Annotated in this window: 8 protein-coding genes; 1 reads left to right on the top strand and 7 read right to left on the bottom strand. The window is 72.8% G+C overall.

Going from position 1 to position 14,471, the window contains the following annotated elements; all coding sequences use genetic code 11:
* The first annotated feature begins 22 nt into the window (after positions 1-22).
* Positions 23-478 (top strand): hypothetical protein, encoded by a 456-nt coding sequence (locus NPS70_RS21555; protein WP_256526011.1) that lies wholly within the window; start codon positions 23-25, stop codon positions 476-478.
* 470 nt (positions 479-948) lie between these two features.
* On the opposite strand, the gene NPS70_RS21550 is transcribed toward NPS70_RS21555, so the two are convergent.
* The 7 genes from NPS70_RS21550 to NPS70_RS21520 form a co-directional block, all read right to left on the bottom strand.
* Positions 949-1,731 carry a thioesterase II family protein gene (locus NPS70_RS21550; RefSeq protein WP_256526010.1) on the bottom strand — a complete coding sequence of 261 codons (783 nt, stop codon included), beginning with the start codon at positions 1,729-1,731 and terminating at the stop codon, positions 949-951.
* 119 nt (positions 1,732-1,850) lie between these two features.
* Positions 1,851-2,873 carry a guanitoxin biosynthesis L-enduracididine beta-hydroxylase GntD gene (gene gntD, locus NPS70_RS21545; protein ID WP_256526009.1) on the bottom strand — a complete coding sequence of 341 codons (1,023 nt, stop codon included), beginning with the start codon at positions 2,871-2,873 and terminating at the stop codon, positions 1,851-1,853.
* A gap of 88 nt (positions 2,874-2,961) precedes the next feature.
* A complete protein-coding gene (locus tag NPS70_RS21540; RefSeq protein ID WP_256526008.1) occupies positions 2,962-3,585 on the bottom strand; it encodes a hypothetical protein in 624 nt (207 codons plus the stop codon).
* Positions 3,582-4,859 carry an MFS transporter gene (locus NPS70_RS21535; protein ID WP_256526007.1) on the bottom strand — a complete coding sequence of 426 codons (1,278 nt, stop codon included), beginning with the start codon at positions 4,857-4,859 and terminating at the stop codon, positions 3,582-3,584. The genes NPS70_RS21540 and NPS70_RS21535 overlap by 4 nt, the downstream gene beginning before the upstream one ends.
* The gene (locus tag NPS70_RS21530) at positions 4,856-13,138 is read right to left on the bottom strand and encodes a non-ribosomal peptide synthetase (protein ID WP_256526006.1); all 8,283 of its coding nucleotides are present in this window, start codon (positions 13,136-13,138) and stop codon (positions 4,856-4,858) included. Before NPS70_RS21530 ends, NPS70_RS21535 begins: the two co-directional genes overlap by 4 nt.
* The gene (locus tag NPS70_RS21525; protein WP_256526005.1) at positions 13,135-13,365 is read right to left on the bottom strand and encodes an MbtH family protein; all 231 of its coding nucleotides are present in this window, start codon (positions 13,363-13,365) and stop codon (positions 13,135-13,137) included. The genes NPS70_RS21530 and NPS70_RS21525 overlap by 4 nt, the downstream gene beginning before the upstream one ends.
* A 5-nt stretch (positions 13,366-13,370) precedes the next feature.
* Positions 13,371-14,447, bottom strand: coding sequence for a phosphopantetheine-binding protein (locus tag NPS70_RS21520; RefSeq protein WP_256526004.1), 1,077 nt, complete (start codon positions 14,445-14,447; stop codon positions 13,371-13,373).
* Positions 14,448-14,471 lie beyond the last annotated feature (24 nt).

Genomic DNA, 14,471 nt, shown 5'->3' with positions numbered 1-14,471 from the left:
GAAGCACAACCGGAGGGCAGTGATGAACAGAGCCGCAACACCGCTGAGCCGTATCGGCCGGAGAGCGGCTGCGCTGCTGTTGGCGATCCCGCTGGCGTCAGCGTGCGGCAGCGGGGGCACGGGCGCCGCCGATGCGACCGGGGTGCGGGAGAAGCCCCGCGAGGCCGAGGTGACCGTGGCCGCGGTCCGCAAGGACATGGTCGACTCCGTCGCCGAGGCGCGACTGACGCGGATGGGCGAGCCGACGGTCGAGAAGGACTGCGCGGTAGCCCTCACGTCGCAGGGGAAGCAGGGGGACGAACTGATCGGCTCCCTGCGCAAGCGGGGGTGGACGGAAGGTGAGACCCGTTCCGTCGACGGCCTGGAGCAGACCGTCCTCGCGAAGAGCGGGTGGGAACTGAGCGTCCGTGGCTACGAGAACGCCGGCGACGTGGACGCCCTGGTGGCGCTGGTCGCCGTCAGGGCCGGTTGCGCCTAGGCGCGGCTCGGACGGGTGCCCGGTCGCCGGACGCCGGGACGGTCTTCGGGGAGGAGGCGGCCGTACGCGGTCCACGGGGCCGGATCGCCCGTACCGAGACCGCCCGGCCTGGCAGGGCGATGGCGGTCGCCCTCCCCGCCACGGCGCCTGCCGCCTCCCGGCGCCTGCGGAGCTCGACGGCGGATGCGGGAGGGGCCGGCCCTGCGTCCCGGTCCGCCCGCCCCGCCCGTCGAGCGGAACCCGGACAACGGCTCCTCTCCCCGCGCCCGGCCTCCGGCCCGGCTGGGACCCCGGGGGCGGCGGCCGGGACGCGGTCCCGGGCGCACTCCGGATGCCGGACCTCCCCGGCCGAGGCGGCTCCGGGCCGCAGGAGAACCCCGGCACCCGTCCCGCACCGTGCGCCGACCCGGGCGGCGGGAGGGGAAGGGACGGTGCGGCAGCCGCGCCGCCCGTGATGTCCGGACCGGACCTCAGGCGACTGCGCCGACGCCCCGTTCCGCGTGACCCAGGTGGGCGAAGAGGTCCGCCAGGAGTTCGCGGCGGTTGTCCACCAGGTAGAAGTGGTCCCCGGGGAACGCGCGCAACGCGAAGCTGCTGCCCGTGACGTCCGACCAGCACGCGAGGGCCTCCCTGTCCGCCTTCGCGTCCCGGGTGCCGTAGTAGGCGACGACCGGCGCCTGCAGGGACCTCCGCCCGATGGTCCCCTCGTACCTCCCCACGAGCCGGTAGTCGCCGCGCAGGGAGGGAAGGACCAGATCCAGGACTTCCGGGTCGCGCAGCGTGTGCTCGGCCGTGCCTCCCAGCGAGCGCACGTGCTCCAGCAGTTCGGAGTCCTCGGTGTAGCGGAAGGGGTGGTGCGGTCGCCCGGGCGCGGTGCGGGCCGAGACGAAGAGCGCGGCCGGGCGGGTGCCGTACTCGTCCTGCAGCCGCACCGCTGTCTCGTGGGCGACGGAGGCCCCCATGCTGTGGCCGAACAGGGCCAGCGGAGTGTCGAGGAATCCCCGGCATGCCTCCGCCACGGAGCCCGCCATCTCCTCGATGGACTCGGCCATGGCGTCGAACAGGCGGTCCTCCCGGCCGGGGTAGCGGACCGCCACGACCTCGACGCCGTCCGGAACGTCGTCCGCCCAGCTGCGGAAGAAGCTCGCGGCGCCGCCGGCGTGGGGAAAGCACAGCAGCCTGATCCGCGGGCTGCCGCATCGCTTGATGGTCCGGAACCATGTGGTGCTGCTCCGGTCTGCCAGAACGCTCATTACCTGTCCTTGTCGGTGTGCTGCTGCCCTTGCGCCCCGGGAGCTCGCCCGCCGGGGCCTCGCCACGGTGGTCGGTGGCCGTGTCGTCGTGGAACCCGTCCGTCGGCGAAGCGTCCGGGTCAGACCACGAGGCGACCCGCGGCGGACTCCCGCGCCGCCCGCGACTTGCGCAGGTCACGCGTGACGACCGCCTTCTGCAGCCAGCGGTCGGTTCCGTCGTAGCGCGCGGTGAACGCGCGACGGCCGTGCACGGCCAGGTAGTTGTCGACGACCAGCAGGGTGCCCGCGTCGACCACCACGTCCTGCTGCGTCCGCTCGAGCTCCACCACCAGCTCCTTGAGCGCCACCTCGGCCTCGGCGTCACCGTCGACACAGCGCATGAAGAACGGGTCGATGCGCAGGTAGGGGGAGTCCGAGCCGCCGAAGAGCACCGCGACCGGCTCCGGGTTGTCCCGCATCTCACGGACCCGCAGCAGCCCCGGGTCGTCGGGCCGCACCGCCGCCAGCTGACGCAGGTGCTCGTCGTCCGGCAGGATGTAGAACCGCGGCTCGGACAGGACGGCCCGGGCCTCCGCCGACAGCCGCACGTCCCGGATCGAGGCGAGGGTCGTCGGAACCCGGTCGTGGTTGCGGACGCCGAACAGGGCGAGGTAGTCGCAGCGGTAGGGGTGGAAGGCGTCCTCGGTGTGCCATTCCAGCAGTACGTCGCTGCCGTGACCGCTCTGCTGGTCCTCCTCGCCGGCGATGGGCAGCACGTTCTGGATCAGGCGCCCGGACTGGAGCGTGGGCCAGCTGAACACCGAGCCCAGGCAGTTGCCGAGAAGGCCGAGGAAGAGCTCCTCACGGCGGGTACGTCCGGAGGCCGCGGCCTCCGCCCAGGTCCGGGGGGTCGGGCCGACGGCGTCGTCGTCGACGCCGAAGCCGCGCACCAGGAAGGCGGCAGCGGAGTCGTTGAGACGGAACTCCTCCAGGAACCGGCGCAGTCCGGTCGGCACCCGGGCCACCAGCTCCCAGGCGCTGTCGTGGAACGCCACCTCGCCGGGGTCGAGGCCGGCCAGGCCCGGGTCGGCGAGCAACTGCTCCAGGGAGGCTGTTTCTCCGGCGGAGAGGTCGTAGCTCGGGATTCCCTGGTACTCGCTCACTGGCGTCTCCATTCTGGTTGGTTTCGGGATCGCTGAACCGCACTCGGCGGGGGAGGGCATCGGAGGGCCCGGGAGCGTGGGGGCACGGCTAGTGGCCCGCCGGACCGGCTTCCACGTCCCACCACGGGATGTGCCGGTCGATCGGGTCGATCGGCATGACGGCCTTGAACATGTCGTTCTCCGTGTTCGCCAGCCGCGCGTCGTACGGCTTGCCGACCGCGGCGAAGGCCCGGTGGATCCCCTCGCGCTGCCGGTCGATGGCCCGGGCGTTCCGCTCGAACGTGCTGGCCGGCTGCAACAGGAAGTAGGTGCGGCTGTCGCCGTGGGTGTGGCGCGGCGACGTCTCCGGATAGCAGGGGGCGAAGGAGACGAGGAAGAACAGTTCCCCCTCGATCATCGCGTACCACCTGTCGTCGGGCCGCGGATCGTCGGGGATGTACACGCTGGGGAACATCCCGGCGAGCGTCGTGTAGAACCGCCGCGTGAGATCCACCAGGGCGTCCAGCGTGGCGCCGAGGGACGGGTCCTCGAAGGTGACGACCATGCCGTCACGCGATGTCCCGGCGGCCGTGCGGAAGAAGTCCGCTACGGCGTCGCGGTGCCGGGCCAGCTCCTGCTCGACGTCGGCCGTCGAAAGAGTGATTCCGGGTCCCATCCGCGACCGTTTGGCGAAGGGGCAGTACGTCTTCTCCGTGATCCGGGCGAAACTCACGCCGCGTTCACCACCTTGTCTGCCGTGCGGGTGGCCGCCGTGGCCCGGCAACCGGCGGCGTAGAGCCACCAGCTGGCCACCACGAGGGCGATCAGGACGTAGAACATGACGGCCGGGGCGAAGTGCTGCAGCAGGACGCCGCAGAGGATCGGGCCCAGGGCGATGCCGACATGGATGAGGTTCTGGGCGCCGAAGTAGCTGCCGCGCAGGTTCTCCGGGGCGATCGAGTCGATGAACGTGAACTCGGCCGGCACCACGATGACCTCGCCGATGCTGAAGACGACCACGGCGATGACGAGGACGGCCGCGTGCGTGGACAGCGACATCGCGAGCAGCCCGACGACGAAGGCCCCGGTACCGACGGTCAGCCACTTCATCAGGGTGTTCGGCCTCAGGCGGCTGCCGAGGGCGTACTGGGCGCCGATGACCACGACGGCGTTGGCGGCCGAGACGTAGGCGACCAGCCGGTAGGCGGTGTCGCGGTCCTCCACCAGGACGAGGTACTGCGACATGAAGGTCAGGAGCGGCCCGTACACCACGATGCTGAGGATGCCGCCGACGGTGAAGTACGCCAGCCGCCGGTCCGCCCGCATCCTGCGCAGTACGTCGAGGAACCCGGGCTCCTCCTCCACGCCCTGCTCCCGCTCCACGTCCTGTGCCGCTGCCGCGGCGGGTGCCGCCGTCGCGGTCCCGGGGGCCAGGAAGCGGCGGCGGAAGAGCACCAGGGGCAGCAGGGACGCGCCGATGACCGCGACGCTGAGGACGAAGGGCCCGCCGGCTCCGGCGGTCACCGCGGCGACACCCAGGAACGGGCCCGCGGCGGCACCGATGTTCTGCAGCGAGTACCGCAGCGAGAACACCTTGGTGCGGTTCTCCGGGCGCACCAGCTCGGAGATCAGGGCGTTCCCGGCGACCCCCATCGACGAGGAGGCGACACTCGCCAGGACCAGGATCGCGGTGACCGTGAAGGGATCGCGGATCACCGTGAGGCTGAGGTAGAGCGCCATGATCGCGATGTCCAGCGCGATGACCAGGTTGATCTTGGTGACCCGGTCCGCGAGGTATCCGCCGTAGACGCTCGCCAGCGTGCCGACGAGCACGCTGCCGCCGATCACGTAGCCGATGGCCGCACCGCCCATCCCCACCGTGTCGTAGAGGTAGATGGGCATGTACGCGAGGATCGCGAAGAAGCTCAGGCCGCGCGCGGCACTCGAGGCGAGGAGGATCTTCATCGCGAACGGCAGTTCGCGGACCATCGTCAGGAAGTTCCTCATCGGCCCCGCCCTGCCGCGATCGTTTCGAGCGTACCGATGATCGACTCCTTGATGTCCCTGATCCGCGCGTCGTCGCATACGTGCGGGTGATGGCCGATGGTGAGGTCGAGCTGCCGGCCCGGGATGACCGTGATGCCGAGCGGGTAGTGGGAGAACCCTCGTGCTCCCTGCGTCCGCTCACGCACCCGCAGTCCGTCGGTCGCGCTGCCTGAGAGCGCGTCGGCCGGGTAGCTCTGGAAGGCGTAGCAGGTGTCGAACAGCTCATCCGTGCCGAGCAGCCGCTGGATGTCGGTGAGCTCCAGGGACCGGTGCGGAAGCGTCTCCAGTTGCGTCTCGTGCACCCTCCTCATGGTCTCCTCCACCGGCTCGCCCGGCTCGATGCGCACCCGCAGCGGAACGGTGTTGATCAGCAGACCGACCATCGACTCGACGCCGTCGAGGTCGGCGGGCCGTTCCGAGACGGTGTTGCCGAACAGCACGTCCTCGCGCCCGGTGAGGCGGCCGAGCGCGATGCCCCATGCCGTCTGGACGGCGGTGTTGAGGGTCACCCCGGCCTGGGCGCACCGGCGCCGCAGCGCACCGGTCAGCTCCGGGGAGAGCGTGAGGTCCGTGGTGCGCAGCGGGACGTCCGGCGCGGGCCTGGCCGCATGGACGCGGGTCGGGCCGCCGACGCCCGCCAGGTAGTCGCGCCACGCCGACGCCGCGGCCTCGCGGTCGCACCCGGCGAGCCACGACAGGTAGTCGCGGAACGGCGCCGCCCGCGGCAGCCGTTCGCCGCGGTACAGGGCGAAGAGCTCCTGCCACACCAGCGACGTCGACCAGCCGTCGAGCAGGATGTGGTGGTCGGTGACGAGCAGCCGGTGCCGCTCGGCGGCCAGCCGCAGCACGGTGAAGCGCATCAGCGGCGGCGCCGACAGGTCGAACCGCCGGCCGAGGTCCGCCGCGAGGATCTCCGCCTCCCGGCGCTCCTGCTCCGCCGGAGCGAGCCGGGACAGGTCGTGCTCGGTCCACGGCACGTCCACCCGTTCCTGCACCACCTGCACCGGGGCCCGCAGGCCGCGGTGGGTGAAGGCGGCGCGCAGGTTCTCGTGCCGCATCAGCAGTGCGTGAGCCGCCTGCCGCAGCCGCCCGGTGTCCAGCGGCCCGTCGAGGTCGAACAGGGTCTGACTCTGGTAGGGGTCCGGACCGTCGCCGTCGGTGGCGGTGTGCAGCAGGAAGCCCTGCTGGAGTGGTGTGAGGGGCAGGATGTCGCGCAGCCCGGGGTAGTCGCGCTCCAGCTGGTTGACGGCCGACTGCGTGACATCGGCCAGAGCGACGTCGGACGGGGTCAGCCCACCGAGTTCCGGGCGCTCCACGAGGGCTCCCAGCGCTGCCGTGCAGGCTGCCCAGCGGTCGGCGAGTGCGCCCACGGCGTCCTCGTCGAACCGCGCGGCGTCCCAGGACCAGACGGCCTCCAGGGCGTTGCCGTCCCCGGCCGGCCGGACGTCGACGCACAGGGCGTGAGCCGTGTCGCCGGCCTCGGGGCGCGCCTCGCCGCCGGCCGTGCCGGCCGGCAGCATCCGCAAGCGCACCTGGGAGGACGGCCGCTGCGCGGTCGCCGGGTCGGCGAGCAGCGCGGGGTAACCGCGGCCCGCGTCCGGCACCGACCGCATCTGCTCCTTGACCCGCTTCAGCAGCCGGGCCAGGTCCCGCGGCTCGGCCAGTGCCCTGTCCAGGTCCGGGACACCCGGATTGAGCCGAACCGGGTGCGCGGTCGGCACCCCGGCCGCGGCCAGGTCCAGCCGGAGCCAGGCGCCGGCCCCCGGCAGCCGGGTACGGCGCCACTCGACGAGCGACGGGGCCAGCGCCGCCACCGCGATGTGCTCGGGCGTGCAGCGGAAGAGCTGCGGCAGCCCGGTCAGCAGCCGTCTGGCGTCCCTGCCGGCCACCCGCCGGGTGACCCGGCCGCGGCCTGCCGCGGGGGAGGTGCCGGAGACCGGGTACTCCGGATCGGGAGTCCGCAGGATCCTCTCCCAGGCCCCGGCGTCCACGGCCGCGTCGCCGTCCGCCGGGCGGGCCCCGCCGTTCCGGGCGGCGCGGGCCACCAGGGCCTCGACCGTCTGGTCGTGGAACACATCCCGGGGGGTGATCCGGAAGCCTTCCGCGCGTGCCCTGCTGACGAGCTGAATCGAACGGATGCTGTCCCCGCCGAGGTCGAAGAACCGGTCGTCGGCACCGACCGCCGCCAGCCCGAGTACGTCGGCGAAGAGCGCTGCCATCGCCGCCTCCTGCGGTGTGGCCGGCGGCCGTCCCGCCCGGGAGCCGAACTCGGGCGCGGGCAGCCGCCGCGGATCCAGCTTGCCGTTGGGGGTCAGCGGCAGCGCGTCCAGGACGACGACGGCCGCGGGCACCATGTGCTCCGGCAGCCGCCGTGCCGCGTGGCGGCGCAGCTCCGCGGCGAGGTCCCGGCTGCGATCGGCGGCCTGGGGGTCGTTGGCCAGCTCGCCCGGGGACCGTCCCTTCCGGTCCGCGGACAGGAACACGTCGGTCAGCCCCTGCCCCGCGCCCACCTCCGGCGCGAGGAACACCATGTCGAACCGGTCGCCCTCGGCGGTGTCGGTCCACGTCGGCAGGGCGGTGTAGCCGGACCGGGCGCCGATCTCGCACAGGGTCTCCGGGTCGACCCCGGCCTGTGCGCCGGTCTCCTCGACCAGGTCCCGTACGAGCGTGCCGCCCCCGGAGTCCACCTGCCGTGCGGTGGCGACCCGGGCGCTCACCCGGCCGTTGGGGATGCCGGTGACGCGCAGCGCCCTCGGCCGGTCCGCCGCCAGGCAGGCGCCGACGTCCTCGGCGCCGCTCCACTCCCGCGCAGGCACCTCGGCGAGGGACACCAGCTGTGCTCCTCGCTTGTGCAGGACCACGTCGTAGCGGAAGTCCGTCAGCTCGTTGCGGAAGCGGCCCCGCTTGAGCCGCACGTCCACGCCGACCACGTCCGGAACCAGCTCCCCGATCCCGGCGAAGAAGGCCGGATCGAGCAGCAACTCGCTCTCCATCTCCTGCTGGTGGGAGACGAGCTCCCGCGCGGTGGCCAGCGACGCGTCGGTGTGTGCGCCGTCGTGCAGGACGGTGGAGGTGACGAAGGCCCGCAGCAGCCGCAGGTTGCGGATGTCACCGAGCAGGATCCGGCCGCCGGGAGCGAGCAGCTCCATGGACCGGCGCACCACATCGGTCAGGTAGTCGACGCCGGGGAAGTACTGCGCCACCGAGTTGATCACCACGGTGTCGAAGGAGGCGGGCGCGAGCGCACCGACCTCGTGGGCGGCCAGGGTGTGCAGATCGACCCGGTCGCGCAGTTCGCCGGCCTCGATCGCCCGCCCCAGGGTCCTGATCAGGGCACGGGAGAAGTCCACACCGGTGTAGGCGGAGCAGTGCGGGGCGACCGGGCGCAGGATCAGCCCGGAACCGACGCCGACCTCCAGCACCCGGTCCGGCCGCAGGTCCAGGATCCGGCCGACCGTGGCCTCCTGCCACTCGGTCATGTGCGCGAGGGGCAACGGCTCGTTGTCGTAACTGGAGTTCCAGCCGGTGAAGTCCTGCTCCGCGCCGAGGTCCTGCTGCTCGCTGTAGCCCTGCTCGTGGATCTGGTGCCACTTGCCGACATGCTCGATGTCCTGGGCCGCTCCGCGCGCCCCGGGGACCACGTAGCCGACGAGCTGCCGGTGGCCCGGACTGTCCTCGCGGACGACCACCGCGGACTGGGCGACCTGCCCGTGCTCCTTCAGCACCGCGTCGATCTCGCCGAGCTCGATGCGCATCCCGCGGATCTTGACCTGGTCGTCGGCACGGCCGGCGAAGTCCACCACACCGCCGGCGCGCCAGCGCGCCAGGTCGCCGGTGCGGTACATCCGCGTCCCGGCGGGGCCGAACGGGCAGGCCACGAAACGCTCGGCGGTCAGGTCCGGCCTGCCGAGATAGCCGCGGGCCAGGCCGTCGCCGCTGATGTACAGCTCGCCGACGACGCCGGGCGGCACCGGGCGCAGCGCGGCGTCGAGGATGTACACCTTGGTGTTGCCCAGCGGGCGGCCCACCGGCACCGACGCGTCCTCGAAGCCGTCCGGGCCGCTGCCGCACTCCCAGTACAGGGTGTCGACGGTGGCCTCGGTCGGTCCGTACGCGTTGATCATCCGGCGGCCGGGTGCCCAGGCTGCGGCCAGTGCGGGCAGGCACGCCTCGCCGGCGACCATCAGGTTGCCGCAGTCCGCGAGCGCGTCCCGGGCCATCCCGCCGAGGATGGTGGGCGAGAAGGTGATGTGCGTCGGCCGGTACCGTGCCGTCACCTGGCGCTGCCGGTCGGCGGAGAGCAGCTCGTCGGGTGAGGTGAGCACGACGGTCGCGCCGGCGAGGAGGGTGCAGCACAGCTCGCAGAACGTCGGGTCGAAGTTGATCGAGGAGAACTGCAGGAACCGCGAGCCCTCCTCGAGCCGGAACCGCTCGATGTAGCTCTGGGCGAGGTTGGGGATGCCCCGGTGGGTCACGGCCACGCCCTTGGGGCGGCCGGTGGAGCCGGACGTGTAGATGACGTACGCCAGATCGTCCAGGCGCAGCTCCGCGCGCCGGTCCGCGTCCGTCGGCGCGTCGGAGCGGTGCCTCGACAGCTCGGCCACCGCGTCCGGGTCGTCGAGTTCGAGGCGCGGCAGCCGCCGCGCCTCGCCGGGCAGCTTCCCGACCACGTCGCCCGTGGTCAGCAGGATGCCGGGAGCGCTGTCCGCGACCATGAAGGCCAGCCGGTCCGCGGGATAGTCCGGGTCGAGCGGCAGGTACACCCCGCCCGCCTTGAGGATGCCGAGCAGGGCGCACAGCAGCTCGGGGCGGCGCCCCATCGCGAGTCCGACCACGTCGTCGCGGCCGACGCCGCGGGCGATCAGCCAGTGCGCGATCCGGTTCGACCGGCGGTCCAGTTCGGCGAAGGTCAGCTCGGTGTCCTCGTGGACGAGGGCCACGGCGTCGGGAGTGCGGGCCACCCGGTCGGCCAGCAGCTGCGGGTAGGCCGCGCCGGACAGCTCCCGGCCGGTGTCGTTCCATTCCTCCAGGATCGTCCGCCGTTCGGCCGGGGAGAGCACGTCGACCGAGGCCAGCCGGCGGGCCGGGTCCTCGGCCACCGACCGCAGCACCTGCAGCAGCCGTCCGGCGAGCGACTCGGCCGTGGACCGGTCGAACAGGTCGGTCGCGTACTCGATCTCGCCGCTGAGCCCGTCCGGCCGCCCGTCCGAGGCGAACCGCTCGGTCAGCTCGAAGGTCAGGTCGAACTTCGCGGTGCGGGTCGGCACCACCTGGTGCGCGGCCTCCAGCCCGCCCAGCCGCCACTGCGGGGCCACGTTGTTCTGGAGCACCAGCATGACCTGGAACAGCGGGTGGTGGCTGGTGCCGCGGGCCGGGTTCAGCACCTCGACGAGGTACTCGAAGGGCAGGTCCTGGTTCTCGTACGCGGCCAGGCCGGCAGTCCTGACCCGGGACAGCAGCTCCGTGAAGGACGGGTCGCCCGAGGTGTCGGTGCGCAGCACGAGGGTGTTGACGAAGAACCCGACGTTGTCGTCGACGGCGCGGTCGCCGCGCCCGGCGAGGACGCTGCCCAGCGGGATGTCGGTGCCGGCGCCCAGCTTGGTCAGCAGGGCCGCCAGGGCCGCCTGGAGCACCATGAACAGGCTGACGCCCTCGCGCCGGGCCAGCTCCGTCAGCCGTCCGGCCAGCGCCGCCGGCACCTCGAAGGGCACCACGTCACCGCGGTGGGTCGCCAGCGCGGGGCGCGGACGGTCGGTCGGCAGCTCCAGCACCTCCGGCGCACCGTCGAGCTCACGACGCCAGTGCGCGAGCTGCCGGGCCATCAGGCTGTCCGCCTCGTCGGCCGAGCCGAGCAGCTCGCGCTGCCACAGCGTGTAGTCGCCGTACTGGACCTCCAGCGGCGGCGCCGCGGGTGCCTCCGCTGAGCGGTGGGCGGTGTACGCGTCGCAGAGGTCACGCACCAGCGGGGCCAGTGACCAGCCGTCGCTGGCGATGTGGTGGATGCACAGCAGCAGCACGTGCTCCTGCCCGCCGGTGCGGAACAGGTCGACGCGTACCGGGATGTCGGTGGTGAGGTCGAAGAGGTGCCCCGCCGCCCGGTCGACGGCGGCGGGCAGCTCCGGGTCCGTGACCTCGTGCACGGTGACGGCGGCGGCGGCCGCCACTGCGGCGTCCGTGGCGGGCACCACCACCTGCTCGGCCCCCGAGGGGCCGTCGGCGAACCGGGTGCGCAGGCTCTCGTGCCGCCGCAGCAGGTGGGTGATCGCCGCGCGCAGGGCGTCGAGGTCGAGGTCCCCGGTCAGCCGGACCGCGACGGGCAGGTTGTAGGTGGAGCTGGGGCCCTCCATCCGGTGCAGGAAGTACAGCCGCTGCTGGGCGTAGGACAGGGGCAGCGAGGCGGCGCGGTCCATCGGGCGCAGCGCGGGCCGGGCCTGCTCGGCACCGGTGAGCAGGAGGGCGAGGGCCGCCGGGGTGGGCTGGTCGAAGACGGCCCGGATCGGCATCTCGACGCCGAGTTCGGCCCGGATGCGGGAGACGAGGCGCGTGGCGAGGAGCGAGTTCCCGCCGCAGTCGAAGAAGCTGTCGTCGGCACCGACACCGCCGAGCCCCAGCACCTCACCGAACAGGTCGGCCAGCACCCGCTCCTGCGAGGTGGCGGGAGCGCGGCCCACCGCGCCCGTGCCCGCGAAGTCCACCGGCGGCAGCGCCGCGCGGTCGATCTTGCCCGCCGGCGTCAGGGGGAACCGGTCCAGCACCCCGATGGCGTCGGGCACCATGTACGGCGGAAGCCAGGCGCCGAGGGCGCCGCGCAGCTCGTCGGGCGCGGGAACCGGGCCGGGAGCCGGTACGACGTACCCGGTCAGCCGCGCCACGCCCGGGACGTCCTCGCGCATGACCACGCGCGCCTGCGCGACCTGCGGGAGCCCGCGCAGTGCTGCCTCGACCTCGCCGAGTTCGACGCGGTACCCGCGGATCTTCACCTGCTCGTCGACGCGGCCGACGAAGTCCAGTGTCCCGTCGGCGCGTTGCCGCACCAGGTCACCGGTGCGGTACATGCGGCTTCCGGTGCCGCCGAACGGGCACGCCACGAACCGCTCGGCGGTGAGGGCGCCGCGCCCGTGGTAGCCGCGGGCCAGACCGTCCCCGGAGAGGTACAGCTCGCCCGTTCCGCCCCGCGCCACCGGCGCCAGACGGTCGTCGAGGACATGGACCCCGGTGTTCCGCAGCGGGCCGCCGATGGAGACGGGCTCTCCGGCGGTCACCTCTGCCATCAGCGACCAGACGGTCGTCTCGGTCGGCCCGTAGAGGTTCCACACCGAGGCCGCACCGGCGGCGAGGAAGTCGGCGAGGTCCTGCGGCAGGGCCTCGCCGCCGCACAGCAGCCGAGCCGTGGCCGGGAGTGACTCCGGCGTCCAGCCGGCCTCCCGCAGCAGCTGCCACAGTGCCGGGGTGCCCTGCACCAGCGTGGGGCGGGCGGCGGCCAGGTACCGGCGCAGCGCCACCCCGTCCACGGCGGTGCCCCGCGGCACCAGGTGCACCGCGGCTCCGTTGACCAGGGGCAGGTACAGCTCGAGCCCGGCGATGTCGAAGGAGACCGAGGTGGTGGCGAGCACCGTGTCACCGGACGTGACCTCGAACCGGTCCGACAGGCAGTCCAGGAAGTTCGCCAGCGAACGGTGGGTGACGACGACACCCTTGGGCCGGCCCGTCGAGCCCGAGGTGTAGATGGTGTAGGCACCGCGGTCCGGATCCCAGCCGGCCCGGATCCGGCCTGCCGCTGCCGGGGACGGCTGCTCCTCCTGCTCGTCCAGGTACAGCACGGAGCCGGGGACGGCCCCGACCACGGCGTCGAGTCCGGCCGCCGCCTCACGCGTGGTGACCAGCACCCGGGGTGCGGCGTCGGCCACCATGTACGCGAGGCGGTCCGGTGGGTAGCCGGGGTCCAGCGGCAGGTACACCGCCCCGGCCTTGAGGGTGCCGAGAAGCGCGGCGACCAGGTCGGGAGAGGTGGGCAGGAGGATCCCGACGGTGTCCTCCGCGGCGACGCCGCGGTCCGTGAGGCGGCGCGCCACCCTGTCGGCGCGGTCGTCGAGTTCGCCGTACGTCACGACGGCGTCCCCGGCGACCAGTGCCGGTGCCCGGGGGGCACGGGCGGCCTGTTCCTCGAACCGGCCGATCAGGCCCGTCGTCGGTTCTGCTGCGCGGGTGAGGGCGTCGAAGCGCTCGAGTTGCGTGGTCATGAAGCCGGTTCTCCCGCCTCGCCGCCCCGGCGTACGGGGGACAGGTCCGTCCAGTGCTGCTCGATGTGCCCGGTGCAGGCCGCCCGCGGCCCGGGGCCGAAGACGGTGTCCCAGCCGGCGGGCACCTCGACGAAGTCCGGCCACAGGGAGTACTGGCCGGCGGAGTTGCGCAGCACGAGGAACACGCCGGCGCTGTCCTCGAACGGGTTGGTGGTCGTGCCGTCCATGCCGCTCACTTCTCACCCAGGTAGTCGACGGTGCGGGCCGCGAGGTACGAGGCCTCTTCGATGCAGAGCCGCTGCCCGTAGAACTCGGACTGCAGCACCTCCGCGGTGAGTTCGCCGGTGACGACCGAACGCCACTGGTCGAGCGTGTCGTTGTCCTTGGCGAAGAGCATGAGGAGGTCGACGTCGACCGGCTCGGGGCGGTAGGCGGTCAGTCCGCGTGCGTTGGTGAGGAAGGAGGCGTAGAGGCGCCGGCAGAACGCGACGGCGCGCTCGTCCGAGCCCGCGCGGGTGCCGAGCATGGCTTCCGCGGTGACCCGCAGCACCTGCTCCAGGTCCGCCTCCTGCGCCGTGATCGCCGGGAACCGGTCGGTGGTCCCGGACATCCGCAGAATGTCGTCGTGGAAGACGACCATCAGTTCGTCCTCCGGCGTCTGGCTGGCGGAGTCCAGCTCCAGGTAGCCGTCGACCACGACGGTCCTGCCGATGCCCAGGCCCCGGTCGGCGGCGATGCGGCCCAGTTCGAGGCAGATCGCGCCGCCGCCGCAGGAGGTGAACAGATGGAACTCGTCCTCGCCGAACTCGTCCTGCAGGAGATCCGCGTAGACCTCCGCCAGACCCTGGTAGGTGTCCGGCACGTTCTCGGCGCCCTCGACGAGCAGGGGGGACTGGAGCCCGTAGCAGGCCCGGTCGGTACCGAGTTCGCGGACCATGCGGCCGTACCCGTCCACCATGCCGAGCCCGGCGTGCACGAAGACGATCGGTGTGCGCGGGCCCTGGTTGCTCATCCGGATCAGCGCGTGCTCGGCGTTGGCCGCCTGGGGCTGCGCCTTCTCCGCGGCCAGCTCGGCGATGGTCTGGAACCGCAGCAGGTCGCCCATGTTGAGCTGCCAGCCGAGGCGCTGGTTGACGTTCTCGATGGTGGCCAGCGCCAGCAGCGAATCGCCGCCGGCCTGGAAGAAGTTGTCATGCACGGTGACTTCGTGCTTGAGCATGGTGCTCCAGGCGTCCAGCAGGATGTGCTGCACCAGGCTCGGTTCCACTGGGCCGGCCGACGGTGCGACGACCGTCTCCGCTGCGTTCATGCGCTGTGTCCTTCTCGGGGTTCT

The organism is Streptomyces sp. C10-9-1, from assembly GCF_024497955.1.
GTDB lineage: Bacteria > Actinomycetota > Actinomycetes > Streptomycetales > Streptomycetaceae > Streptomyces > Streptomyces sanyensis.
This window is presented reverse-complemented; position numbering and strand designations above follow the sequence as displayed.

Bases quoted from the DNA above. Each gene is read 5' to 3' on its own strand.
- NPS70_RS21555 (WP_256526011.1), top strand. From the start codon at position 23: ATGAACAGAGCCGCAACACCGCTGAGCCGTATCGGCCGGAGAGCGGCT.
- NPS70_RS21530 (WP_256526006.1), bottom strand. From the start codon at position 13,138: ATGACCACGCAACTCGAGCGCTTCGACGCCCTCACCCGCGCAGCAGAA.
- NPS70_RS21520 (WP_256526004.1), bottom strand. From the start codon at position 14,447: ATGAACGCAGCGGAGACGGTCGTCGCACCGTCGGCCGGCCCAGTGGAA.
- NPS70_RS21550 (WP_256526010.1), bottom strand. From the start codon at position 1,731: ATGAGCGTTCTGGCAGACCGGAGCAGCACCACATGGTTCCGGACCATC.
- NPS70_RS21525 (WP_256526005.1), bottom strand. From the start codon at position 13,365: ATGGACGGCACGACCACCAACCCGTTCGAGGACAGCGCCGGCGTGTTC.
- NPS70_RS21535 (WP_256526007.1), bottom strand. From the start codon at position 4,859: ATGAGGAACTTCCTGACGATGGTCCGCGAACTGCCGTTCGCGATGAAG.